The organism is Allorhodopirellula heiligendammensis, from assembly GCF_007860105.1.
GTDB classification, from domain to species: Bacteria; Planctomycetota; Planctomycetia; order Pirellulales; family Pirellulaceae; genus Rhodopirellula; species Rhodopirellula heiligendammensis.
Window position 1 is genome coordinate 931,236 of record NZ_SJPU01000002.1, and the last position, 23,610, is coordinate 954,845.

General features: G+C 57.1%; 16 protein-coding genes and 1 riboswitch. Of the genes, 10 read left to right on the top strand and 6 right to left on the bottom strand.

All coding sequences use genetic code 11. The features are described 5' to 3' along the window. Positions 1 to 164: 164 nt before the first annotated feature. The 7 genes from lpxC to Poly21_RS13860 all read left to right on the top strand — a co-directional run bounded on the left by lpxC (position 165) and on the right by Poly21_RS13860 (position 6,036). Positions 165 to 1,079, top strand: coding sequence for a UDP-3-O-acyl-N-acetylglucosamine deacetylase (gene lpxC, locus Poly21_RS13830; protein WP_146407572.1), 915 nt, complete (start codon positions 165 to 167; stop codon positions 1,077 to 1,079). A gap of 76 nt (positions 1,080 to 1,155) precedes the next feature. Next, positions 1,156 to 1,965, top strand: a complete 810-nt coding sequence (gene lpxA, locus Poly21_RS13835; RefSeq protein ID WP_146407573.1) for an acyl-ACP--UDP-N-acetylglucosamine O-acyltransferase — start codon at positions 1,156 to 1,158, stop codon at positions 1,963 to 1,965. Continuing rightward, entirely contained in the window at positions 1,962 to 3,065 is a 1,104-nt protein-coding gene (locus tag Poly21_RS13840; RefSeq protein ID WP_146407574.1) for a Gfo/Idh/MocA family oxidoreductase, read from the top strand. The genes lpxA and Poly21_RS13840 overlap by 4 nt, the downstream gene beginning before the upstream one ends. 42 nt (positions 3,066 to 3,107) lie before the next feature. Next, complete coding sequence (locus Poly21_RS13845) at positions 3,108 to 3,311, top strand: hypothetical protein (RefSeq protein WP_146407575.1); 204 nt, start codon at positions 3,108 to 3,110, stop codon at positions 3,309 to 3,311. A gap of 213 nt (positions 3,312 to 3,524) precedes the next feature. Continuing rightward, positions 3,525 to 5,117 (top strand): anti-phage dCTP deaminase, encoded by a 1,593-nt coding sequence (locus Poly21_RS13850; protein WP_146407576.1) that lies wholly within the window; start codon positions 3,525 to 3,527, stop codon positions 5,115 to 5,117. After that, positions 5,114 to 5,305, top strand: coding sequence for a hypothetical protein (locus tag Poly21_RS27545; protein ID WP_302118880.1), 192 nt, complete (start codon positions 5,114 to 5,116; stop codon positions 5,303 to 5,305). Before Poly21_RS13850 ends, Poly21_RS27545 begins: the two co-directional genes overlap by 4 nt. Before the next feature lie 446 nt (positions 5,306 to 5,751). Further along, complete coding sequence (locus Poly21_RS13860) at positions 5,752 to 6,036, top strand: hypothetical protein (RefSeq protein WP_146407577.1); 285 nt, start codon at positions 5,752 to 5,754, stop codon at positions 6,034 to 6,036. Positions 6,037 to 6,412: 376 nt separating this feature from the next. On the opposite strand, the gene Poly21_RS13865 is transcribed toward Poly21_RS13860, so the two are convergent. The 5 genes from Poly21_RS13865 to Poly21_RS13885 form a co-directional block, all read right to left on the bottom strand. Further along, positions 6,413 to 6,991, bottom strand: a complete 579-nt coding sequence (locus Poly21_RS13865) for a DUF6580 family putative transport protein (RefSeq protein ID WP_302118881.1) — start codon at positions 6,989 to 6,991, stop codon at positions 6,413 to 6,415. A 72-nt stretch (positions 6,992 to 7,063) separates the two neighbouring features. Then, a complete protein-coding gene (locus tag Poly21_RS13870) occupies positions 7,064 to 7,273 on the bottom strand; it encodes a DUF1289 domain-containing protein (protein ID WP_146407578.1) in 210 nt (69 codons plus the stop codon). Next, on the bottom strand, positions 7,270 to 12,978 hold the full coding sequence (locus Poly21_RS13875; protein ID WP_146407579.1) for a DUF4465 domain-containing protein: 5,709 nt from the start codon (positions 12,976 to 12,978) through the stop codon (positions 7,270 to 7,272). The genes Poly21_RS13870 and Poly21_RS13875 overlap by 4 nt, the downstream gene beginning before the upstream one ends. Before the next feature lie 73 nt (positions 12,979 to 13,051). Next, complete coding sequence (locus Poly21_RS13880) at positions 13,052 to 14,053, bottom strand: DUF1559 domain-containing protein (RefSeq protein ID WP_302118882.1); 1,002 nt, start codon at positions 14,051 to 14,053, stop codon at positions 13,052 to 13,054. 11 nt (positions 14,054 to 14,064) lie between these two features. Beyond that, positions 14,065 to 14,306, bottom strand: a riboswitch (cobalamin riboswitch). A 115-nt stretch (positions 14,307 to 14,421) separates the two neighbouring features. Continuing rightward, entirely contained in the window at positions 14,422 to 15,171 is a 750-nt protein-coding gene (locus Poly21_RS13885; protein ID WP_302118884.1) for a class I SAM-dependent methyltransferase, read from the bottom strand. 452 nt (positions 15,172 to 15,623) lie between these two features. Between Poly21_RS13885 and Poly21_RS13890 the strand changes: the two genes are divergently transcribed. The 3 genes from Poly21_RS13890 (at position 15,624) to Poly21_RS13900 (ending at position 22,068) form a co-directional block, all read left to right on the top strand. Further along, positions 15,624 to 17,450 carry a DUF1549 domain-containing protein gene (locus Poly21_RS13890; protein WP_146407580.1) on the top strand — a complete coding sequence of 609 codons (1,827 nt, stop codon included), beginning with the start codon at positions 15,624 to 15,626 and terminating at the stop codon, positions 17,448 to 17,450. Positions 17,451 to 17,482: 32 nt separating this feature from the next. Further along, the gene (locus Poly21_RS13895) at positions 17,483 to 18,793 is read left to right on the top strand and encodes a DUF1501 domain-containing protein (RefSeq protein ID WP_146407581.1); all 1,311 of its coding nucleotides are present in this window, start codon (positions 17,483 to 17,485) and stop codon (positions 18,791 to 18,793) included. A gap of 296 nt (positions 18,794 to 19,089) precedes the next feature. Continuing rightward, positions 19,090 to 22,068: a hsp70 family protein gene (locus tag Poly21_RS13900; protein ID WP_146407582.1), complete on the top strand. Its 2,979-nt coding sequence runs from the start codon at positions 19,090 to 19,092 to the stop codon at positions 22,066 to 22,068. On the opposite strand, the gene Poly21_RS13905 is transcribed toward Poly21_RS13900, so the two are convergent. Continuing rightward, positions 22,046 to 23,557: a serine/threonine protein kinase gene (locus Poly21_RS13905; protein ID WP_146407583.1), complete on the bottom strand. Its 1,512-nt coding sequence runs from the start codon at positions 23,555 to 23,557 to the stop codon at positions 22,046 to 22,048. The two genes, Poly21_RS13900 and Poly21_RS13905, sit on opposite strands and share 23 nt — an antisense overlap. Positions 23,558 to 23,610: the final 53 nt, after the last annotated feature.

The window sequence follows — 23,610 nt, forward strand, 5'->3', positions numbered from 1 at the left end:
GACGTTTTGCGATGGCGGCATGAGGCCGCTATCGTTGCCATGCCTTCAGGCTCGGCAGAAAATCGAATCGGTTTGGTCAACGACGTGTTGGCCAGGTCAATCGGGAGGCGGGGAGCCCGTGCGCAGCACGGTCGCCCCTCAGACGAGGCAAGGAGGCCAGCGTCATGATCGGATATCGTAACGAACACACCATCGCATCCCCTTGCGAAGTCATGGGACGCGGATATTGGAGCGGCCAAGCCGTCCAGATTCGATTTCAGCCTGCCCCCGGGGGCACCGGTATCGTCTTTGTACGCAGTGACCTCAGCGGCAATCCCCAATGCCCTGCTCGAGTCCAGTATGCCAATGGCATCCAGTTTCGTACCAATCTGGAGAATGGAGACGCCCGTTTCACGATGGTGGAACATGTCATGGCGGCCTTGGCCGGACTGGAAGTTGATAACTGCTACGTGGAAGTCGACGCGGAAGAAATGCCGGGACTCGATGGCAGCAGCCAAGCGTACGTCGTGGCCCTTCAGTCTGCAGGGTTGGTCATCCAATCAATACTGAAGCCTCAATTGATCATCGAAGCGCCATTCAAAGTGCGGTTCGAAGATGCCACCATTGAAGTCACGCCGAGTAAAGGGCGAGTGGCCAGTTTCGGATATCGGCTGGCCTACGATAGCGACAGTGCAATTGGTGATCAGGATTTTCTGTTCGAGCTAAACCCTCGACAATTTGTGCGCCAGGTCGCCTCAGCGAGAACATTTGTCACGCTTGAACAAGCCGAGCAGCTGCGTGCCGCTGGGATCGCCGGTCACGTCTCCAATCAAGAGTTGCTCGTGATTGGTCCGGAGGGACCGATCGAGAACACGTACCGCTTCGGAAACGAATGCGCTCGCCACAAAACATTGGACATGATTGGCGATCTCGCCTTGGTCGGTGTCGACTTGATTGGGCAGTTTCGCTCCGATCGTGGTGGTCATCGAATCAATGGCGTGCTCGCTCAGCAACTCTCGGAGATGCTCGCTCAAGCAAAAATGGCTGGCGACTGTCGAGCCTCCAAGGCATGCGATAGTCGCCATGGCAAAGTCGCGTAACACCCGCTTTCTGAACTCTCAACTCTGAAACTTCACCTTTGAACCCTCACTTTTTCCTCTTCGAAGGATTATCCCGATGAGTGTCGTGATCGCTCCCACCGCCGTTGTCGATTCCAAAGCAAATTTGGGGAAGGACGTTCGCGTCGGACATTTTTGCGTGATCGGACCCGATGTCACCATTGGCGATCGCTGTCGGATTGAAGACCACGTTAGCATTACCGGCGTCACTCGCTTGGGTAGTGATAACCAAGTCTTCTCGCATTGTTCGATCGGCTCACATCCCCAGGATGTCAGCTATCGGGCGGCACCAACGCGCGTGGAAATCGGTGATGGAAACGTGTTCCGAGAACAAGTCACCATCAATCGCGCCAGCGAAAAAGAGGACGGCGTGACGCGTGTTGGCAATCAGAACTACCTGATGACAGGCACGCACATCGCCCATGACTGCTCGATCGGCAATCGCATCGTGTTGGCGAATAACTGCATGATCGCCGGCCATGCTCACATCCATGATGACGTCACGATTGCCGGCGGCGCAGGCATTCACCAATTCGTCTCCGTCGGGACATTGGCATTCGTGGGTGCGATGAGCCGCATCCTGCAAGACGTCCCGCCCTATGTCATCATCGAAGGCTACGATGCGAAACCGCGTTGCATCAATACGGTCGGATTGAAGCGACACGACTACACCGAAGAGGATATCGCGGTCTTGACTCAGGCTTTCCGATTGTTGTATCGACAACGTATTGGCATTGAGCCCTCCCGTGTCGAGATGTTCAAAACCGGTCCGATCCGGCCTGTCCTCCGGCACCTATTTGATTGTTTAGAAACCACGTGTGGTGGCCGGGCCGGAAGAGGTCGAGACCGCCGAAAGAAAGCAGCATGAGCCGTGAACTACGTGTCGCCGTTATTGGTGGCGGACATCTCGGACGCATCCACGCCAAACTTCTCAGTCAAGTTGACGGTGCTCGATTAGTTGCCGTCTGCGATCCTGATCAAGTTGCGGGGCAAGCGATAGCTACCGCGCAGTCAACCACCCAGTGCACCGTAGCCGCCTACGCGGACTACCGCGATTGCATCGAGTCCATTGATGCCGCGATCATTGCCGCGCCCACGCACTACCACGCCGAAATTGCGACGACACTGCTCAAGGCTGGCAAACATCTATTCGTAGAGAAACCGATCGCTCACGAATCCGACGATGCCCGGCGACTGGCGTTGCTTGCGTCCACTCGCGGACTGGTACTGCAAGTTGGCCATGTCGAACGATTCAACCCTGCCTTCACCGCCTTGGGTGACTTCGGTGTCGATGTCAAGTATATCGAAGCCACGCGAGCGTCCCGGTTTCCCGGGCGATGCCTCGATGTGGGCGTCGTCATGGACCTCATGATCCACGACCTGGACCTCATTCTCTCGCTGACGACTGCGCCAGTGAGTTCGATCGCTGCCAGCGGTCTATCGGTGGTCTCCGATCATGAAGACATCGCCGAAGCTCGCATTGAATTTCAGTGCGGGCTCGTCGCAAACGTCAAAGCATCGCGGATCAGTCCACTGCCGGCCCGCGACATGGTCCTCTACAGCCCGGCGGGATTCGCCCAAATTGATTTTGGCAAACCCGCATTGACCACGGTTCGCAGTAGCGAGTCATTGGCACGCCGGGACTTCCATCTCGCCGACCAAACTGACAATCCGTTGACATACGCGGATAGCCTGTTCGGAGAACACCTGCAGTGCGAAGTCCAACAGCTGGAACCTCGTAACGCAATTCTCGACGAACTCCATGATTTCGTGATCAGCGTTCAGTGCGGTGGCGTACCGGTCGTCGATGGCACTGCGGGTGCCCGCGCCGTTGCGGTCGCTGAATCGATTCTCAATGTGATCGACGAGCGGGCCTGGTACGCATTTGCCAAAGCCGACGAAGTCGGGGCATCGGCCATTCCACGCCGCCGGATCGAGCAAGACCGAGTTGCCCGCCGCGCCGCGTAATACCAGACTGCTACGAGCATACGTATCCGTAGCTCGGGACCATTGTCCCGAGCGAACTGTCTGGTAGCTGTCCACCCGAGCGAGGCCGCCGGCGGGACGGCGGAAGTTGACCCGGTTTCTATCGGCGGTCGGCGTTGGATCGCCTTTCTGCAGCGGCGTGGATTCGTCACCAAAGACGCCGAAAACACCCTCAGCACGTTGCAAGAACGGTTGGCGGAGATTGAAGACCGCCTGCTCGATCCATGAGCACTATAGCGTGGTCAGGCAAGTAAAAGGCTGGACAGCGGCCAGCCATTCTTGCTTCATTGCTCTAATTGACAGCAAATGCAAACAGCGGGGAAAATGTTGACTTGTGACCAAACGTGTCACTGGGGCAGCTTAAGCTCACATTCAAGTGGCACTACGACGCACTGGTCAAGATGAAGTCGTGTGCGGAAGACCCAATGGCGAGCATACGTAATGAGCGATTATCTGAACAACAAAGAACTCGATTCAGAACTAGTGATCGGCCTCGTTTGTGCAGTTGGTACGGAGACAGGGCTAGTGATCGATCTGCTCCGAGAACGACTCGGCAGGGTTGGCTACCGCGTTGAAGTCGTAAAGGTTTCTTCTCACGTGATTCGACAACTCGTGGATGTCGAAGACCCAGGAACGAGTCAGTACAAACGATATTCCGACCTGATGGATGCAGGTAACAAGTGTCGTGAAATGGGACTCTCGACGAACCAGAGCGAGGATCCCGAAACATATCCAGACGACGCTGTACTTGCATTGGGGGTCGCAACGCACATCGCTGCGCGGCGAACCCAACTGAATACAGAACACCGGCAAGCAGAAGAGCTAGATCTTGACGGTGAACCGGAGCCACTTCCAAAAACCGCGTTCATTATCGATTCACTAAAACGGCCGGAGGAGGTTGAGAAGCTGCGGATCATTTATCCGTCGGGTTTCGTTTTGCTAGGCATACATGCCGAGGTCGATCGACGTACGAAGCATCTCATCGACAATAAAGGCATGTCGGAAGATGAAGCGGAGAAGCTGATCGAGCGTGATCGGCAAGAAGGCGATCGCAAACACGGCCAGCGAGTGAACTCGACGTTCCACTTGGCCGACTTCTTCGTTCAAGTGACTGACAACCATGATCGACTGCGGTGTGATATTCGTCGACTTGTAGGTCTTTGGTTTGGCGATCCGTTTGTTACGCCAACTTTCGACGAGTACGCCATGTTCATGGCGTTTTCAGCGGCACTGCGCTCGGCCGACTTGTCTCGGCAAGTTGGCGCAGTGATCACACGAGAGAAAGAGATATTGGCAACGGGTGCGAACGAATGCCCGTCAGCGAAAGGGGGTTTGTATTGGGCAGAACGCAATCCTCAAACGGGATGCATCGAAGACGCCAAGCGAGGGCGAGACTACACCCGTGAAGGTGATTCCAATCGCATCGAGCAGCTTAATATCATCCAGCGAATTATCGATGAAACGAAAAGTGTGAAACCCGACTTCGATGGCGACACGTTGTTGTCGGTGTTGCGTGAAAGCGGTATTCGAGACTTGACCGAGTTTGGACGCGTCGTGCATGCGGAGATGGAAGCACTGCTGAGTTGCGGCAGAAACGGCATTTCGACGCGTGGAACAACTCTGCTCTGCACCACTTTTCCTTGCCACAATTGCGCTAAGCACATCGTCGCGGCTGGGGTTGTTCGCGTTGTCTACGTCGAGCCCTATTCGAAGAGCAAGGCGTTCGAGTTTCACGATGATTCGATTGTGCAGGCGGAAAATGCCGGTGAAGCGGAAAAGCCAATGGTGGTTTTCGAGCCATTCGTCGGAGTAGGACCACGCCGATTCTTCGAACTTTTTTCAATGAACTTGGGGTCCAGTTACCCATTGATCCGAAAAAACAGAGACACTGGTGAGACTAAAGAGTGGCGTATCGAAAAAGCCCAACTTCGTTTACAAATGAAGCCACTTTCCTACTTGGGACTGGAATACCTTGCTTGCGAAGCATTCGGCAAGAAGGTCGCGATGAAAACCGATAAAGGAGGCGTGTCATGACTGACAAGGAAATCCGCCAACAAATCGAGCGGGCAACGGCTGAGGTTCAGACTTGGCCAAGCTGGAAGCGGAATATCCTGGTTCATAGTTCCCAGCCGACCAATTCTACTGCGAGAACACCTGTCGATAATCGCCAATCTTCAAGCAGCCAATCCGAGCCGCAGTCGCCTGCATCCGAAGGGCAATAGAGCGTTCGACGCAGGTTTCAATGGTTACGTTTGGACCGTTTGCTTGACCGGCTTGGGTTGGCGTAATCAGGTTCTCGCGCCGGTTATTCTGCCTTCGTCTTTCGCCTTGCTGTCTTCTTTTTCATGGCAGGCTTGGCAGCGCGGGTGCGTTCGAGCAGCCGCTCGCCGGTTCGTCATTCGGGTCCTGCGGGACGAGCTCGCCTCGGAATGCCTTGGCAAAGAAGGATGGGGTGAGGCGATCGACACGGTCTTTGCCTACGCGATAGCGAAGTTCAAAAGTATCTGCGATAGAAAGCAGGTCGGATGAGGTCACCACCCCACGGTTACTTCGCAAAGTTATGGCGAGCGATGGAACGAACCAACCGACCCGCATCTACAACGACGGACCCTGTTTGCCGCGTACGACGCGTGGCGGTTGAAATCGTGATTGGTTTGTGAAGACCGCCATGGGCGTTCCTGCTTTGACGCGGACTGAGGTGCGATCGAATGACCGATTCGTGTTGGCCAAAGAGCGGCTTCTTGCGAAAGTGTTTGTCGGTACATACCACGGCGTTTGTTTGTTTCGACCAGACCATTCAATCGAAGCGCCGAAGGCTCGCCGGTTAACGGCGGGCACCAAAATCGAAAACCTTGATCCTCGAATCTTGCTCAGCGATAGCGTCAACCACTCGCCATACGGGATTTCCGTACCAATACGTCAGATCGTATTCAATGCCGTCATGCGAGATTAACGTGCAACGCTCGCCTTCGCTTTGCCTCGGGGACAGGCGAACGCTCGCTAACTCGCTGAGGGGCAGTTACACGATTGTGCACCGCGTCGCGGAGATCACCGACAATCAGACGCTCAAACGAGTGTAGGCCAAGCGAATGGCACTTCCAGTGCGGCAGGAATCGAATCGGTGGCAGCTGGCGCCAACTGGCGAGTTGCCGTACGATTATTAAACGAAGTCCGTTCGAATTCAGAACAGGTTTTAAAAAACACGGGTGACTTAAGAACAGCGATAAAGTTGCTCCGAGACCAAGTCGGTGAGGCCTCATTGTGAATCGTTCCTCTCTGCCCGCCACCGATTATTTTCGCCAGCGGGCTCGTGTTTCGGAATACATGCTTTACGCGTTGACGTAAACAGGAGAGGCGGAGCGTGCCGTGCACAAAGCATAGGCTCCGAACAACACGGCGCTGTATGCCAAATCGCCGGTCACGGTGTACTGAAAGAAGGGGATGGCTGCGGTGTAGCAAGCGAGTAGGCCCGTACCGGTTGTCGGGTAGGAGGTGACGAACACAGCAAAGTTGGTTGCTAGAAAGAACAAGACGCTGCCGAGCAAACTGCCGGCAACGATTCGCCCGCAGGACGCCGCTCCGAACTGCAGTCCCTCGCTCCCACGAACCAACCGCGAGCCGATCATTAGGTTAACCAACAGGCATCCGTAGACGACCGGCATTAGCGAATGAAATCCGAGAAATGCGTCGCTCACTAACATCGCCAGCAAGACGGTGGCGATTGCCACGGCAGGACGGAGGCTGATCGCACCGGCAAATAACCCGATCGCAGCGAGGGGTGTGAAGTTCGGCGGATGTGGCAGCAATCGCGAGACGACAGCGATTCCAATCGCGGCGGTGATAAGTGCGATTTGCGACGGCGAAACGGACGAGCGAGCGTGGCGGATCTGGCTGGAGATGGATTTCATCAAACGACTCTTGAAAGGAAAAAGGAAATTAAGATTAATATCAGTGGATTGGATTGAAGGGCACGTATTGAACTAATCGGGCTCTTCATCGGTTCGTCGGTCCGCAAGGGCAGCAAAACGTCGCGATTGCACACTATTTAAAATGGAACGTTTTTCGTCGGAAGTTGCAATCGACCAACGACCGATTTCATCGAGCGTGCGATGGCAACCGGTGCAGATTTGCCGGTCGTTTACCAAGCAGATTCCGATACAAGGGGAACGCACTACCGTGGCTGGCATCATCGGAATCGCTCTGCAGTAAACGTGGCAAGCGAATCGGTCAACAAATCCAGATCAGCAATTGCCATGTCCGCGGCGGCAGGGTCAATTGGCTTCACCGGAGCGACCTGCTGCATCGGGGGGCGCGGGCGAACCGTCGACGCAGGCAACATTGTGTTCTCCATAGGGCTCGTTTGCGTGCTGGAAATGTTCGCCCTGTCGATGTCACTCCAGGTTTGATCTCGCTGGGCCGACCAACCGTGCAGCGATTCTCTGTTTGCATTCGTCGGTGCCGCTGTGACTGTATCGGAACCGGCGGCGATGTCATTCTCATTGAGCCAGTTGATGACTTGCAGTGCGTCGAGTGAAGTTACAAGACCGTCGCCGGAAACATCGTAGTAAATGCCTGCGAAATCTGCCGTGGACGTCGGTGGCGGCAGGATGAATTCCGCGTCGGCGTTGATCCGGTTGATGATGGTGAGAGCGTCGACCGATGACACCAATCCATCTGCGTTGACATCCGCATGCTGGACAAAGTTTTGATACGGTCGATCAGTAACGACCCACACATCGGCTGCGCCGCTGACCATCCGCCCGGTAAATTCACCGTCGGCGATCGTCGGTTCTCCAATCCTCCAGTCACCCACCAACGCCAAGTTTTGATCACTCGTCGTGATCAGAAACGGTGAGTCATCGGTAAACATCGTCTGCATTCGATCCGCATCGAGTGTGAACGAAATCGAAGCGGTGTCAGCACCGATCGTTTCCGAACCCAGTACGACATGCTCGAAACCGATGATTCGATCGGATAACCAATCCGCCACGTCGATCGACTCGTCGACATTGAGATCCGTGGGCGTGAGCACAGCTTTATCCTGACCGCCTCCGCCATTAATCTGCGTAAAGATTGCCGAATTCAAAAGAAGTTGGTCATCACCGCCGCCCAGGCTGACGGTGACGCCGTCACGGCCGACTGGCTCGAGTGTGAATTGCTGGGATAGATCACTCAGCGAGATGGCGATCGGATCGTCGTCGGTAAACTCACCGAATACATAGTCGCGAACATCGTCCACCAATTCGACCTGATCGCCGACCCGTTTTAGGGTGAGTTGTGCGGGTTGGTAATCGGCAAGCTGGACCCACGCATCTGCCGCTGCATAGTCGCCTGAAGAACCACTCACTTGTAGCTGGATGACTTGATCGGCTTCGGCTAGCAGATCGAGCCGGCCGGAAACCGTGACGACTTGCGGCTGATTCCAATCGTCGGGACCAAAAGTCAGTTCCCTGGCCGAGACGTCGAGTGAGTCCTCACCTCCAGTGATTAACACGGTAACCGGTCCGGATGGCGCCGATGGCAACTGCACCATAAATGAGTTCTCGGGTCCGCCTTCGACGACTGAAATGTTGTCAGTCGCGTCCGTGAGCACGATGCTCGGCAGTTCGTCTTCCAGCACGTCAATCGACGCGATCACGTCCGCGAATCCGGATGCGGATGCACTGAAATCGACCGTCTGATCACCTGAATAGACCGCATCGTCGATGAGGTTCAATGGCACACGAACTCGATCGAGGCCAGCCGGAATGACAACACTTGAGGGTGTTATCAACGGGAACGCAGGGCTAGCATTGAGAGTGACCGTGACATCCTCACTGAGGTCACCCGAATTGCGGGCAATCATGAGCGACGGGGGCGCGTCGTTGGTGCGATCGATAACTAGATCATCGATCGCGAAATATGCCGGAGTATTCATGCCAAAGTCGCCGACGTCCGATGATGACATCCCGAATCGCAAACTCGTCGCCCCCGCGAGGGTACTCAGGTCGATCGTGGTCCAGTCATCAACGACGTAGTCGAGTGAGTTATCGGCGAAGCGATAATCGGCCAAATAGAACTCAATCGTGTTGATGACATCACCGGCATCGTCGACGCCGTCAATTGTCAACAGAAAGTAGTCGGGGGCGTCCCCAGTCTCGCCACCGAACCGTTTTGCGAAGTCATCACCCTGCAACATTGACAACGCCGTGTACGTCGTGTTGGTTACCGATATCGACGCAAACGAGGAACCATCCAATCCGTTCGGCAGGGAAATGGTTAGCGGCGAAGATCCGTAGCCGCCGGCGACCGCAAACGTAGCCGAATCGGCAGCGCCGCCTCCGGGGTGATCACTCTCGATATTCGCGAAGGCGGAAAATTGATTGGTGAAGCCGGCCGTGGCAACGTCGCCGACGTTGGATGCCGCCCACCCACTCCAACTACCATACGTGGCATTGTACGCGGTCGGAAACTGTACCGACCCAGATTGAAAGCCACCTCGACCGTCAGAGCCATTGTTGAATGCATCGTCCTGAAGTGATTCACCGATTTCTTCGAATCCAACCGTCTGTCTGCCTGCGGACTCACTGACCTCGTCGACGGACGGTGTGATGGACAGGGTGTTCTCATCGTCATCATGCAGCGTGACCGTCTGGCTATCACCCGTATAACCAGTTGCGGTGACGGCGACTTGCCACGTTCTGTCTCCCTCGGCCACGTTGTCGTCGAGCCATATCACAGGAATACTGATCTGGGCCACACCCGCCGGAATCGTGACCCGTGACGGCAGTCGCAATTCGCTGCGGTCATCGACGACACTTACCTCCAGGGGAGTTGCAACGTCATCCCCGGTGCGAGTGATGGTGATTGTGGGAAGACTGGGGGAAGCGGGTTCTAACAGCACGTTGTCGAGTGCGAAGTACCCTGGCGTGTTCATGCCGAAGTCGCCATTGTCGGACGACGAGAGTTGTATCGACAGCGTTTCGGCAGTACCGATCGAACTGATGTCGATCGTGCTCCAATCCTCGAGAATGTAGTCTAAGTCGTTATCGTTGAAGCGATAGTCAGCCAGATAGACCTGGACCTCGCCGATCGAATTGCCGTCGGCGTCCAGTCCATCGACGGTCAGCAGCAGAAAGTCTGGATCATTACCAGACTCGCCACCAAACTTCTTTGCGAAATCATCACCGTCGCGCATCGATAACGCGGCATACGTTGTGTTGGAGACATCCATGGATGAAAACGGGGTGCTATTGCTCGGGCGTCTGACCGTGACTGGCGCCGACGCGTAGGCAACGGCGTAAGTCGACGAACCCTCAGACCCGCCTCCGGCGATGGACGAATACTGATTGCCAAATCCCGGTGTGTGAGTGTCGGTCCCGCGACTGATTGCAAATCCAGACCACACGTCAAACCCGAACGACTGATCGAAGGAATTTTCAAATTGCAACGTTCCGTCGCTAAACCCGTCCGCGGAGCCAGCATTGTTTTCAAATTCACCGCTGAGCAATCCCGCGCCGAGTGATTCAAAGTCGCTGATAAAGACGGCATCGGACTCGGACAATCCGCCGTCCGGAAAGGTGATCCCGAGACTGGGCGGTGGTCCATCATTGTCAGTAACGGTGACGCGAAGCGATGCCGATAGAAAACTCGAACTGCTTACCAGGATCGGATACTCGGACATGGTATTGACCAAGGAATCGTCGATCACGCCCACGTCGAAACTTACGAAATCGGCATCGGCGGCAATGGTGACTTCACTTGGAATCGTCAACGGGCCGCCGCTGGGTAGTGATAGCGACACCGTGACGGGATTGGCCCGATCGGCGGTATTTCGATAGAGTCGAACCGTTCGAATGGTGGATGGTTCGTTTTCGCTTAACTGAATGAAAGTTGGATCGATCTGGAGCCGTGGCAAATCGTCATCGGCCAATTCGATCGTCAGTTGCGCAGACGCTCGCCCCGACGCGGCGGCCTGAACATGGACGGTCTGCCCGCTGCTGGCAATATCGTCATCCAACACATCAACCGGGATCGTGATCGTGCGCTGAGTAGACGCGAACGTGGCTGTGGTGGGGATGCTCAGCAAGTCGGTTGCATCGTGCGTGAGTGTCACCGTCAGCGGAGTGCTCACATCTGCATCATTTCGCGTGAGGGTCAGCGAGGCTCCACTGGGACCAGCTCCCTCGGTCGCGTTGACGATCGATGGAGTGAAATGGATCGAGAGGACTTCGTCATCTTGAATCAAGAGCGAGCGAGTCGTGGGCACGAAGAGGTCCGCTGATGCCGTAACCTGCAGCTCGCGGTCAGGCGTCGGAACCGCATCATTGACTGGCGTGATGCTAAACTCAGCGTAGTCCGCTCCCGCCGGGATGGTAACCGCATCGGGCAGCGTCGCTTGATCGCTACCGGTACGAGTCAGCGAGACGGTCAGTTCCGTAGAGGAGTCCAACGACGGACGCGATACACGTCCAATCACACTATTGTCCTCCGTCGTGATGGGACTGGCCAGGTCCAACGGGACGGCGGGGCGACGGAGGGTCACGTTGTCGACCGCAAAATATGCCGGGGTGTTCATCCCAAACGGACTATTGTCGGTCGAATCAAGTGTGAACTGCAGCGATTGGGCATCGCTGAGTGATGAGACGTCAACAGGAGTCCACGTGTCAACGATGAAGTCCTGAGTATTGTCGGCAGGGCGATAATCAGCGAGCATGACCTTGACGTCGCCAACCGGGGTGCCTGATGCATCGACCCCCGTGATGGTCAACCGCAGATAATCGGGATCGTTACCTGTCACACCACCAAACTTTTTGGCGAACCCGTCGCCCTGCTGCATCGACAAGACGGCGTAGGTGGTGTTCGTGACGTAGAGGGAGTCAAAACTCGCACCGGTGGCAGGGTCCAACGTCATTGTCGGTGGCGTGAGTGCATCGCTCGGGGATGAATCGAAGAAGCCCACCGCGAACGTGTCTGAATCGTCAACTCCACCGCCTGTAATGTTGGCATACTGATTGGTGTAGCCCGCCGTGGTGGTGTCGGTTGTCTGTGAAATCGACCATCCCGACCAACTCTGATAGGCCGTGGAGTAGTCGTTGTTCAGGCTGAGCTCGTCCTCGCTGAATTGCCCCGCACCGCTCGCACCGTTGTCGAACTGGCTCGGGCCAAGCCCGCCTCCGAGCGTCTCAAAATCGATCACCCCTGGCCCTGTTTCGACGGCATGAATGACGCCGACGCCATCGACGTCAAGTCCGGCAGACTGGAAGGTTGGGGTCGGATCATAGATTGAGTCACCCGTTGCATCGCGGGTGAGACCATCGCCCACAATGTCGACCAATCGCACGTACTTGACGGCGGTCACGTCGAGTCCCGCTTGATCGCGAAGCTCCGCCAAGTCGAACGGGGTTCCAAACCCACCGCGATACTTACCAGCGAGATTGTGGATGTTGGTAGGGTCGACTGCTCCGAAACTTGCGACGGCCGAAGGCGTTTTGGAATCGGCTGCGAAGCGGAAATAATTTACGCCGTCGGACGAGACCTCGACAAAACCGAGCTCCAGAAAAGTGTCGTTGATCGAGTTTTCAAATACGGCGAAGTCCGCGCCGAGACCGTCACGAATGGGAGCATCAAACGTCAAGGTGATCGCCCCACCTCGGCCGAGTGAAACAATGGAATCATAGTTTCCCTCGGCAGGGCCGAGCGCATTCGTAGCGTCCGTCCAGACGTCGTCGACATCACTGCCTGGCGAATAGTCCGCGACGGCCGATGCCCAGCCCACGAAGGCGGGATCGGTGTTCTTGATCGCAGTCGACCCCAATTCTCCAGCCGCTGGCGCGTACGGTCCCGCCGCCAACATCCGCCGACCTTCGAGCGATTGGATCAGGAGCCGCCGCGATTGCCGTTGGGTACGTTTCATCTTCATAAAAATTGTTGAGCGAGTAGGTAGTCAGGAGGTGTCTTGCGAGAGTGGCGTAATCGCTTGAAATCACTCAGTAGTCAGCCGTCATTTCATGTCCGTTGCGTGTGCAGATCGCGGCCAGAATCTGCATGTCGATCTGCTCGACAATGAATCGTGTCGAGCCGTCGGCGAACATTGTCATCACGCCGCCGGGATGGAAACTCCGCATGTCGTTCTCAAAGGCGGGGGCCGTGTTGGGAGGGAACGCTTGGTCGAATAGGTTGCGGCCATTGATCCACTGTCCGTCGGGGAAATCCGCGTCCTCCGTGACCATGATGGTGTGGGAACTGCCGTCGAGGATGTCACGAAAACCGAGCGTCTGATCATGAATCATCATGCCGCGTGGCGGGCTATTGGTGCTGACGATTCGCTCGCCGTACATGCCTCCGTAGTCCGTTGCACCATGGCCACCCCGACGGGGTTCGGACCGTGGTGTGCTCGGACAAAGATAGGCTTTGATCGGGGTCTGAGCGGCGGCGGCATTGATGGGATCATCAAATGGCCGGCCGTAGTCGATCTGCTCGGCGATGGCGATTTGTTCTAGGTACGGCAAGATAAATGCTGACCAAGCGAACTGCTTTCCTCCGGCGTACTGCGGCCGAACTTCCACGGCCCCCGGCGGGAAAAATCCCATCGCTGAGTGATAGTTGTGCAACGCCAATCCGACTTGATGCAAATTATTCTGACAGGAGGCCCGTCGCATCGCTTCCCGAGCCGCCTGTACGGCAGGCAGCAGCAAGCCGACCAGCACCCCGATGATGGCGATCACGACGAGCAATTCCACCAAGGTGAAACCGAGCCGGCGAAGCGGTTTGATAGTGATAGGACGCTGGACTCCTGGAATCCCTGTGCGTGCAGGTGCTAGTTTCAATGGTGAGGGCATATTCAACCGGCTGCCAGCAAACAATCGACACCCCAACTGCACTTCACTGAAAGCAGCGGTATCTCGATCGGACAGAAAACGAAACAGGTTCGTGACGCTGACCTCACCCAAGAAGGTCCTTGCGAGATGCTGGTAGCAAGTGAACGCCACCAACAATCATGCTCAACGTCCGATACCAGGTAGGTCTTCTGACTCCCGACGCGATCCGCACTCCCGGCCTTCTCACCGAACACTCGGCAATGGCAATGAGGGAGGAGTGGGGGCGAACCACCGCAGAACATGCGGGTTGATTGGCTCATGGCGTCGGATACAGCGGCCGGGCCGTCTCGGAATCTCACCGAAGTTCCCTGTTTTCGCGGCGGTCAAGACCAACCGACGCGGCACCAAGTATCGTTGGGTGGGAGTATCGACCTACGTCGCCAGATTGTCAATCCGCATAGTTGCCACTCGCTCGGCCGATCAGATGGATGGGTGACCCACGCTGTTTCGCTTCTCCGATCCCAACACAGTCTTCGGCTCTAACTGACCGATCGCCGCGGGAACGCAGCGGGTTGACCGTACCAGTGTGGATGGAACCCCGCTCTGACTGCTAGCAAGACGGCCTTGCCATGCTGATGTTCGGGCCCGTGGGTGTAGTCCCATTCCAACCGTTCTTCGTAACGCAAAATACGAAGATTCGACGACTCCCGAACCGCCATCGCGGCCAGTTGATTGGGTCTGAAATAGTTGATCACAGCGCCAGCGGTTTCACTGACGGGTTCGGAACTGGCATTGCCGGGCGGTTGATCGCTACCGGGGTCTTCCGTCGTATGGACCTGTACATAAAGAAATCCCGTAGCGCTCAGCGCGTCGCACATTCGCTGCCACACCTGTTCGGCGGCGGCGGCGGAAATATGGTCGAGCACCGTGGTGGCGATCACCGCGTCGTAGTGCGACGGTGGAAAATCAACATGACAGACATCAGCCATGCGGGTGCGAATCCGGTCAGTCAGGCCACGCTCCGCGGCCCGTTCGGCAATTCTCGCCAATCCTCGTTCACTCAAATCCACCGACTCCACCGCGTACCCCGCTGCAGCGAGCGCCAGAGTATCGCGTCCAGCACCAGCCCCAAGATCGATCGCGCGTCCTGCACCTCGTGCGTGACCGGCTGTCTGGTCAAGATATGCCGCCAAACTCCCTGAGGGATCGGTTCCATACGCAATGTCATCGCGATCGTAGGCGTCAAAAAAGTAGTCAGGTGAGGGTGTCGAGGTCACGTTGATCAACATGGGCAGTTCGAAATCGCTGCCAAGCAAACCGGGCGGCGACAAAAGCTCAAGAAAAATGCCGGGGCAAAAACTTGATTGAGAAACCGGATGATAACGGACGGGCACCCGCTGGCAAACGCGACTGCTGGTGACCCGGCCAGAGGGAAAAATTTACTACCATCCTCGAGCCTGAAAGCCTTATACTGGCAGGCTGGGTTAGTGACTTACGTATCCCGCACGCCAGCGAGGGACAGCGACAATACTCCGCATGCTCGCGGCCGATCGGTATTTACGCATCCGATTCGCGAACTCGACGACATTGACGTCTCTCGAGACGTGGAGCGTCAAAAACACGTCAGGTCGCCTTGGCTCTGATGGCGGAGCGAACGGCGTCGATCACACCATCATCGTTTTGTCGACTCAGGCGAAATCAAATCAAATTAGTTGTCCGCGAACTGGATAGGAACGTAGCGATGGACACACCCACGATCACGGAATCGCCGCCCGCCGCCCTGCTGGCCCGGTTACGGCGTGTTTCGATCAACGCGGGCAAGTTCGTGGTCACGGCATTCCTAGTGCTAGCTACGTTCGGGTTTTTAACATCTGGCATGAGCCCTGGCATCCCTGAGAAAATCGGGGGGGACGATGCGAATAGTGAGCTCAGGCAGACCGCGTCGGCAGCGAAGTTTACTGATCTCGATCCAGTTTCCTTGGCGACCGAGACGGTGGGGGGCGAGCGGCGGGACGACGGCGAATGGTCCCATGTTTCTGGCCGTATCCTCAGCCATTGGGAAGATCAGATTGCGTCGACAGGGCTGACCGCCGCACCGCCTGCGGATTGGCTAACGGTCTGTCGCCGATTATCGCTGGCGTTGGTCGGTTCAGGTTTGTCGCTAGAGGAAATCCGAAGTCTCGAGGGCTTTCCGGAAAACCAGCGAATTGAAAGGCATCGCGAAGCCCTGTTGATCGATCCGCGATTCCATGATTATTGGGCCGAGCGATTTACGCGGTTTTACGTTGGCGCCGACGAAGGCCCATTCTTGGTCTACCGCCGGCGTCGCTTTCGTACTTGGTTGTCCGACCAGATTGCGACTCAAGTGCCGTACGACGTTCTGGTACGGCAGTTAATCACCGCGGAGGGACTTTGGACCGACCGCCCCGAAGTCAATTTCTACACAGTAACCTTTGACAGTGGCGACGGGCAGCCCGATCCGATCCGCATGGCCGCGCGAACGTGCCGCGCCTTTCTAGGCATGCGTATCGATTGCATGCAGTGCCACGACGACTTTCTGGGTAACGTTTCGATGGGCAACCCGCAATGGATGTGCGGTGATGGCGAGTTTCGTGAGGGCACGCAGCGGGATTTCCATTCCCTCGCCGCGTTCTTCACCGCTGCTAAATCACGGGGCTTGCAAGGCATCCGTAACTCGAAGGCCAACTACCGCTACCAGTATCTTTACGAGACGGAAGAACAAGTCGTTGCGCCCGAGGTGCCGTTCCGCAGTGACTTGCTGCCCACCGACGGGTCGAACGACCGCAATCGTCTGGCGACCTGGATGACGCATCCGGAGAACATCCAGTTCAGCCGCGCCTTCGTCATCCGCGTTTGGACGCTGTTGTTTGGCGGGCCACCCTCAGAGTCCGTCGATAATTTGCCGCTCGATGAGCCCCCCAGTCCGATCATCATGACATTGGCACAAGCCTTTATCGACTCCGGGTACGACATTCGCAGCCTCATCCGATGGATCACCGATAGTCCGGCGTTTCGAGTTGACAGTCAATCTCCGCTGGGCGAGGAGGCATTTGAGATCACCACCCGCCATGAACAGGCGATGGCATCGTTCCCGATCACACGCCTTCGCGCTGAACAAGTCGCCGGGGCGATCATTCAAGCAGGACGCGTCAAGACGCTCGATCGGGAGTCAGCATTGGTGTTGCAATTACAACAATTCGGCGAACGCAACGACTTCCTCAAGCGGTACGGTGATCTCGGCGAGGACGAGTTTGAAAATGAAACGGCGACCATCCCGCAGCGTTTGGTGCTCCTCAACGGAAAATTGACTAGCGAGATGTCAAGCTGGAATCCGGTTCTGAATACCTCGGCGCACGTCGGTATGTTTGCCGCTGATGACTCAGCGGTCGTCGAACTGCTGTATTTAGCCAACCTGAATCGATATCCCACGGCTTCTGAAAGCGAGCATTTCGTTGCCAGGATTGCAGCGGCGGACAGTCGCAAGAACGCCATTGTTGATATTGTGTGGGTGCTTCTCAACAGCAGCGAAATGGCGTGGAATCATTGAAATTGCGGATCGACCTTCCCTGGGATACGACCATGAATGAAACATTTCCGATGCTTTGCAATCCGCGAGTTCATTTGTCTCGGCGACGGTGCCTGGGCGCGGGAGGTGGGCTGATGCTACCGGCCTTAGCACGGCGGCTGGCGATTGCCTCGGAACAATCAGCCGACCCAGGGAAACCGCCTCTAAGCGTGATCATGCTGTGGCTCGAAGGCGGCCCCAGTCAATTGGAAACGTTCGACCCCCATCCGCAGGCCGCCGCTGGTGGCCAGACCCGCGACATCGGAACGAGCGTGAACGGTCTGAGGATTGCCGACTCCCTGCCGCGCGTCGCGGAGCAAATGCACATGGCGACTTTGATCCGGAGCGTGGTTGGTAAGGAAGGGGATCACGAGCGAGCGATCTACAATATCAAGACAGGTTATCGCCCGGATCCGACCCTCATTCATCCCTCCATTGGCGCAGTGCTGTGCGATGCTGATGACGCTGGCGCCGATATCCCCAGACACGTCTCCATCTTGCCAGGCGGCTCGCCCGCGCGGGGTGGATTTCTCGGGGCGAAGTTTGATGCGTTTAAAACCGGTGATCCACGCTCACGAGTTCCTGACGTGGAGGCACGCGTCGACGACGAGCGGTACCAGCGTCGACTCGACGATCTCAGCGACGTGCTCGAAACACAATTTGCACGTCGTCGGTTAGTCGACATGCAATCCAACCGCACACTTCAGGCAGCAAGCACCGAGGCGGCGCGGAGAATGATGTCGAGCGATCAGTTGTCGGCCTTCGAGGTCACCAACGAACCTGCATCGACGCAATCAGAATTCGGTGAGAATCCATTCGGCCGCGGCTGTTTAGCGGCCGTCCGATTGATCGAGGTGGGCGTCCGCTGTGTCGAAGTTACACTCGGGGGTTGGGACAGTCATGTGAACAACCATGCGCTGCAGTCCTCGGCCTGCGAGCAGCTCGATCCCGCCCTCGCAGCACTGCTGAAGCGACTGCAGGAACGCGGCCTGCTCGAATCAACCCTCGTGGTTTGCGGAGGCGAGTTTGGCCGGACACCCCAGATCAACCCGGCGGGTGGACGAGATCACTGGCCGCATGGGTTCAGTACTTTCCTGGCTGGTGGTCGGATGCGGCGCGGCTATGTACACGGGGCTACGTCGGCTGCGATCGACGTAACCGGTCCCGCAGGCCACGTCGGTGAACCCGTCGAAATTGCCGATATCCATGCCACCATTCATACTGCATTGGGATTGGATCCCGCCTATGAATATGACACTCCCATCGGCCGCCCGATCGCACGTTCTGAAGGCCGTGTACTCACCGAGTGCCTCGATCTGGCGTAGGCGTCTCGGTCGTGAAGTCAATCACGGTTCTCTCGCGCGACGCGGTGTAAATCCCTCCGTCGATGCAGCGATTTAACCCGACTTCAGCCGGCATCGTCATCCGGTACACTCGGTGGAAAAACAGGTGATCGGCGGAGTGATCAGCGACTATCCCGGGAACGAAATCTCGCGTAGGCTCATATGTCGATGATTGACGGCTTCTACAAATTGGTTTCGCGAGTCGTAATCACGGTTTGACTTGCGACGGTGGGAGCCGTCGGTCGACTCTCTGCTGACGCCACGAACCCACCTGCTCCATGACTGATCCGGCCCATCAAGCTGTTTCCGATACTCTCGACCCCGTTCCGGCCCGGTACTGCATTGGGATCGATTTGGGCACGACCAACTGTGTGCTGGCGTATGTCGACACCGCGAGCGACCGACGTGCGGTCGAGGTGTTTTCCGTTCCCCAGTGGGTCGATGTGGATGCTGTCGAAGGGCGCAGCACGCTTCCCTCGTTTCACTACACGTTGACGACCGCCGAGATCGCGGCCGCCGAGTCTGCCAAATCAGCTCGTCGATTAGCCGGTTTTCTTGTGGATCCGCTGAGCGTTCGCGTGGGCGAATATGCGCGGGTGGGCGGGGCTTCGCATCCCGGACGACTGATCACGTCGGCCAAGAGCTGGCTGTCTCATGAAGGAGTCGATCGAACCGCTTCGTTGCTGCCATGGCACGGCGACGAGGATGTTGAAAAACAATCGCCGATGTCAGCGTCGGCGGCATACTTGGCGCACCTCCGCGCCGCCTGGGATGATGTCCATCCGGACGCCCCAATGGCAGAACAAGATGTCGTCGTCACGCTGCCAGCCTCGTTTGATGAGGTTGCCCGGGAATTGACCGTCGCAGCGGCGGCCAAAGCCGGATTGCCCCGCATACAGCTGATCGAAGAGCCTCAAGCGGCCTTCTACGCGTGGCTGGATCGACATGGCGAGGACTGGACCGAGCGAGTTCGCGTGGGCCAGTTGATTCTCGTCTGTGATATCGGCGGCGGTACCACCGACTTGACCCTGATCCGAGTCCGGGCGGCTGATTCGACCGATCAACGAGTAAGTGATGTTGAACGGGAAGGAGACGTCGATCCCCTCGGTAGCTCCACAGCGGGTGCCATCCAGTTTCATCGTGTCGCCGTTGGAAAGCATCTGATTCTAGGGGGAGATAACCTCGATCTGGCCATCGCCAAGTCCGTGGAAGCGAAGCTCGACGGGCCACTCCCCGCACGCCGATGGCAGCGGTTAATCACCGATGCCCGCCGCGTCAAAGAGCTGATGCTATCACCCGATCGCCCGGCGGAGACCACCGTCCAGATTGCCGGTGAAGGCTCGTCGCTGATCGGAGACTCGGTCTCGCTAGCAATTTCAGCGGGTGATGTCGACCGCGTGATTCTTGACGGTTTTTTCCCTGCGGTAGCTCTCGAATCTTCTGTACTTGGCGGGCAGAGCGGGTTTCAAGAACTGGGGTTACCGTACGCCGCGGACCCTGCGATTACCAAACACCTTGCTGAGTTCTTGCGCACTCACCGCACCACCGGGCTCGATGACGCAGCGGTCGACTCCGATCGCGTCGATCTCGTTTTGTTCAATGGCGGGGTGTTGCGTTCGCCAGCGATTCAGTCACGCATCCTCTCATGTTTGCAAACCTGGTTCGCAGGCGATGACGATACCTGGCAGCCGCAAGCATTGCAGTCACCTCGTCTCGATCTCGCTGTTGCTCAAGGGGCGGCATATTATGCGCGTGTCCGTCGGGGGGAAGGGGTCCGCATCGCCGCCAATTTGGCGCGGACTTACTTCATGCAGATCTCCCAATCACCTCCCCAAGCTGTCTGCGTGATTCCAGCCGATGCTCAACCCGGTCAGAGCTATCGCATCGATTCGTTGCCAATGAAACTTCGAGTGGGCGTTCCGGTGAGCTTTCCGCTGTGGGCCAGTAGTACCCGCTTGGCAGATCGGGTGGGCGACGTGGTGAATATCGACGAGACGGAGATGACGGCGCTGCCACCCATCCACACCGCACTGCAGAATCGCAAGCGACGCGACCAATCCACGATGCAGATCGTGATTGAAACGCAACTCTCAGAAATTGGCACCATCGGGGTGTACTGCGTTGAGGACAGGAGCGATGGGCACGATCTTGATCGAGTGACGAGCCGTGCGAAACGGTGGAAGCTCGAGTTTGACATACGTGCCACTTTGGAAACCGACCGAGAGTCACACGAGGGAAGTGGAGAAGCGTCTGGAATTCTTGACGAGGAAACCCTCCTGGCTAGTAAGGATGAGATCGAGTCGGTGTTTGTCAGTGGCACTGAGAAACCATCCAAACTGATCAAGCGGCTGCAATCGACCCTCGAGCTACGCCGGGAGGACTGGCCTCCGGTGCTGTTGCGTGGGCTGTGGGAGTCGCTGATCGAGGTGGAACCACAGCGGCGGCAATCACCAGGACATGAATCGCGGTGGCTGAATTTGCTCGGCTATTCACTTCGACCTGGATTCGGAGTCGCCGTCGACGACTGGCGAACGGCGCAAACCTGGCGGCTGCTGTTTGGAAAGATCGCTCACGACGACGCCCAAACCCGCGCCGAGACGCTGATTCTTTGGCGCCGGATTGCGGGCGGGCTGACCGCAGGCCAACAGAGCCAACTGGCGAGCGTGCTGAAGAAGAATCTGCTTTCGGGCAGCGGATCTCGCGCCGAAGCTGCCGAAACCCGGGAGGCTTGGCGTCTGATCGGTTCACTCGAACGCCTGCCTATCCAGGAGAAAAATGACTGGGTGCGTGCGGCGTTGACTCAGCTGGAACGGAAGAAAGCTTCGTCATTGCACCCGGTGTTGCTGTGGGCAATCGGAAGGCTGGCTACTCGCATTCCCGCCTACGGACCGCTCAACTTGGTCATCGGCGCTGCCGATGCGGCGCACGTCGTACGACGCGTCCTGGCCTCCCCCTCACTGCAGCTCGCTGCATCAGAAAAGCAGAGTGAGTCGGGGTTTGCCAGCCAGATCGAGATCGCCGCTGGGTTGGCGCTGACCCAGATCACTCGCCGCTGCCACGACCGTTTCCGGGACATCGATGATGACACCCGCGAGCGTGTTCTTCGGGAGTTACGCGTGATTTCGGCGCCCGCGCACCTGGCCAAATTGGTGAACGAAGGCGGTCAGTTTGACCACGAAGAACAAGCGGCTATTTTCGGCGAGTCACTGCCACTGGGAATTGAATTGACCCGCCCTACGACGTCACTCGCGCGATGAAGTACCCGAGCACCAGTGCCGCCACAAAGAGGGAGGCAACGATCGTGCCGAGCAACACCGGGTCAATTGCAGGACGTTGCTGGGGGGTGGGGCGACGCAGCCTTGTATCGCTGTCGATGATCGATTGATCCACGCGGGGACGCTGCCGCCTTGGATCACGGAATCCCGATTCCGCCTCGAGATCAATTAAACTTCCGCTCAATGATTCCGCAGGGGATCCCATCGAACGCACCTTGACCAAGCGACCACTGCTGCTGGCGAGTTTGTCTTGGTCACGAATCAGCTTGGACCGACTGCTCGCGAGCGTTTCCGCATTCTTATTGGCCACCGTATCGTGCTGAGCGGCGTCACCGGTCACCCCGCTCGAGCTGCTCCCACTGAAACTCAACGAGGACAGCGTGCCAGCAGGCTCGGGCTCCTTGCCCAGTCCAACCCGCACTGGTTCGCCGCGAGGCACGTGCTGGGTAAACCGCTCGAACACATCCGCGACTTCCTTAGCGGTTTGGTAGCGATACTGCGGATCTTTCTGCAGCATTTTCACGCACATGCCCTCGAGTTCTCCAGGGCAGTCGGGGCGAAGCTCGCGAATCGAACGCGGCATCTCGTTTTGGTGCTTAATGATCCGTTGAGCCAGCGTGCCATCAGAGAATGGCGGCCGTGCCGTGAGCAGGAAATACAGAGTGCAGCCGAGGCCATAGATGTCGACTCGATGATCCACCTTATGACTGTTGAGCGCCTGTTCGGGTGCCAAGTAATCGGCGGTGCCCAGCACGTTCTCATTGTTGGCCACCGTGAGAGAATGGTCATCCTCCGTTTCAATCAACGCCAATCCCATGTCGAGCAAGCGAACACGTCCGTGCTGATCGATTAATAAGTTGGCAGGTTTGACGTCTCGGTGGATCACCCCCCGCGTGTGGGCGTGTTCGAGGCCGCGCGCAGCCTGGGCGATCATGTCCGCCGCCGTAGAAAAATCCAGCGGCCCATCGCGACGAACGAGCATCTGCAGATCGAGGCCGTCAACGTACTCCATCACGATGAAGTGGGTATCGCCGTCGTTATCAATATCATGCGCAACGACAATGTTGGGATGATTCAAAGAGGCGATCGCCTGAGCTTCGCGTTTGAAACGTGCCAGATAAGAGGCATCGTGAACGCGTTTTTTCGGCAGTACTTTGATCGCTCGCTTGTCATTGAGCCCGATGTGCTCGGCGAGATACACGCTGCTCATCCCACCGCTACCGATGTGGCCGAGCAGCTTGTATTTGCCTAAAAAGAAACCGCGATACTTTCCTTGGAAAAGTTTCTCGATATGCCAATCTGTCAGCAAGCCGGCCCGTTTAAATGCCGAGGCGAGTTTCCGTGAACTCGATGGCAGGTCGCCGTGGCACTTATCGCGAACCTTCGACACGAACCGATCGAGCACGATCTCGTCGACCAGATTGCTCTTGGCAACCATCGATACAAAGCGTTCGGAAGTAATCGAAGACATGGAAGAGGCCGACCGTGATCCCACCCAAAGAGTTGTATTGGCAGCCGCCACGA

Excerpts from the sequence above, each read along its gene's own strand:
- lpxC (WP_146407572.1), top strand. The coding sequence starts at position 165 with ATGATCGGATATCGTAACGAACACACCATCGCATCCCCTTGCGAAGTC.
- lpxA (WP_146407573.1), top strand. The coding sequence starts at position 1,156 with ATGAGTGTCGTGATCGCTCCCACCGCCGTTGTCGATTCCAAAGCAAAT.
- Poly21_RS13840 (WP_146407574.1), top strand. The coding sequence starts at position 1,962 with ATGAGCCGTGAACTACGTGTCGCCGTTATTGGTGGCGGACATCTCGGA.
- Poly21_RS13850 (WP_146407576.1), top strand. The coding sequence starts at position 3,525 with ATGAGCGATTATCTGAACAACAAAGAACTCGATTCAGAACTAGTGATC.
- Poly21_RS27545 (WP_302118880.1), top strand. The coding sequence starts at position 5,114 with ATGACTGACAAGGAAATCCGCCAACAAATCGAGCGGGCAACGGCTGAG.
- Poly21_RS13860 (WP_146407577.1), top strand. The coding sequence starts at position 5,752 with ATGGGCGTTCCTGCTTTGACGCGGACTGAGGTGCGATCGAATGACCGA.
- Poly21_RS13865 (WP_302118881.1), bottom strand. The coding sequence starts at position 6,991 with ATGAAATCCATCTCCAGCCAGATCCGCCACGCTCGCTCGTCCGTTTCG.
- Poly21_RS13870 (WP_146407578.1), bottom strand. The coding sequence starts at position 7,273 with ATGATGCCAGCCACGGTAGTGCGTTCCCCTTGTATCGGAATCTGCTTG.
- Poly21_RS13875 (WP_146407579.1), bottom strand. The coding sequence starts at position 12,978 with ATGAAACGTACCCAACGGCAATCGCGGCGGCTCCTGATCCAATCGCTC.
- Poly21_RS13885 (WP_302118884.1), bottom strand. The coding sequence starts at position 15,171 with ATGTTGATCAACGTGACCTCGACACCCTCACCTGACTACTTTTTTGAC.
- Poly21_RS13890 (WP_146407580.1), top strand. The coding sequence starts at position 15,624 with ATGGACACACCCACGATCACGGAATCGCCGCCCGCCGCCCTGCTGGCC.
- Poly21_RS13895 (WP_146407581.1), top strand. The coding sequence starts at position 17,483 with ATGAATGAAACATTTCCGATGCTTTGCAATCCGCGAGTTCATTTGTCT.
- Poly21_RS13900 (WP_146407582.1), top strand. The coding sequence starts at position 19,090 with ATGACTGATCCGGCCCATCAAGCTGTTTCCGATACTCTCGACCCCGTT.
- Poly21_RS13905 (WP_146407583.1), bottom strand. The coding sequence starts at position 23,557 with ATGTCTTCGATTACTTCCGAACGCTTTGTATCGATGGTTGCCAAGAGC.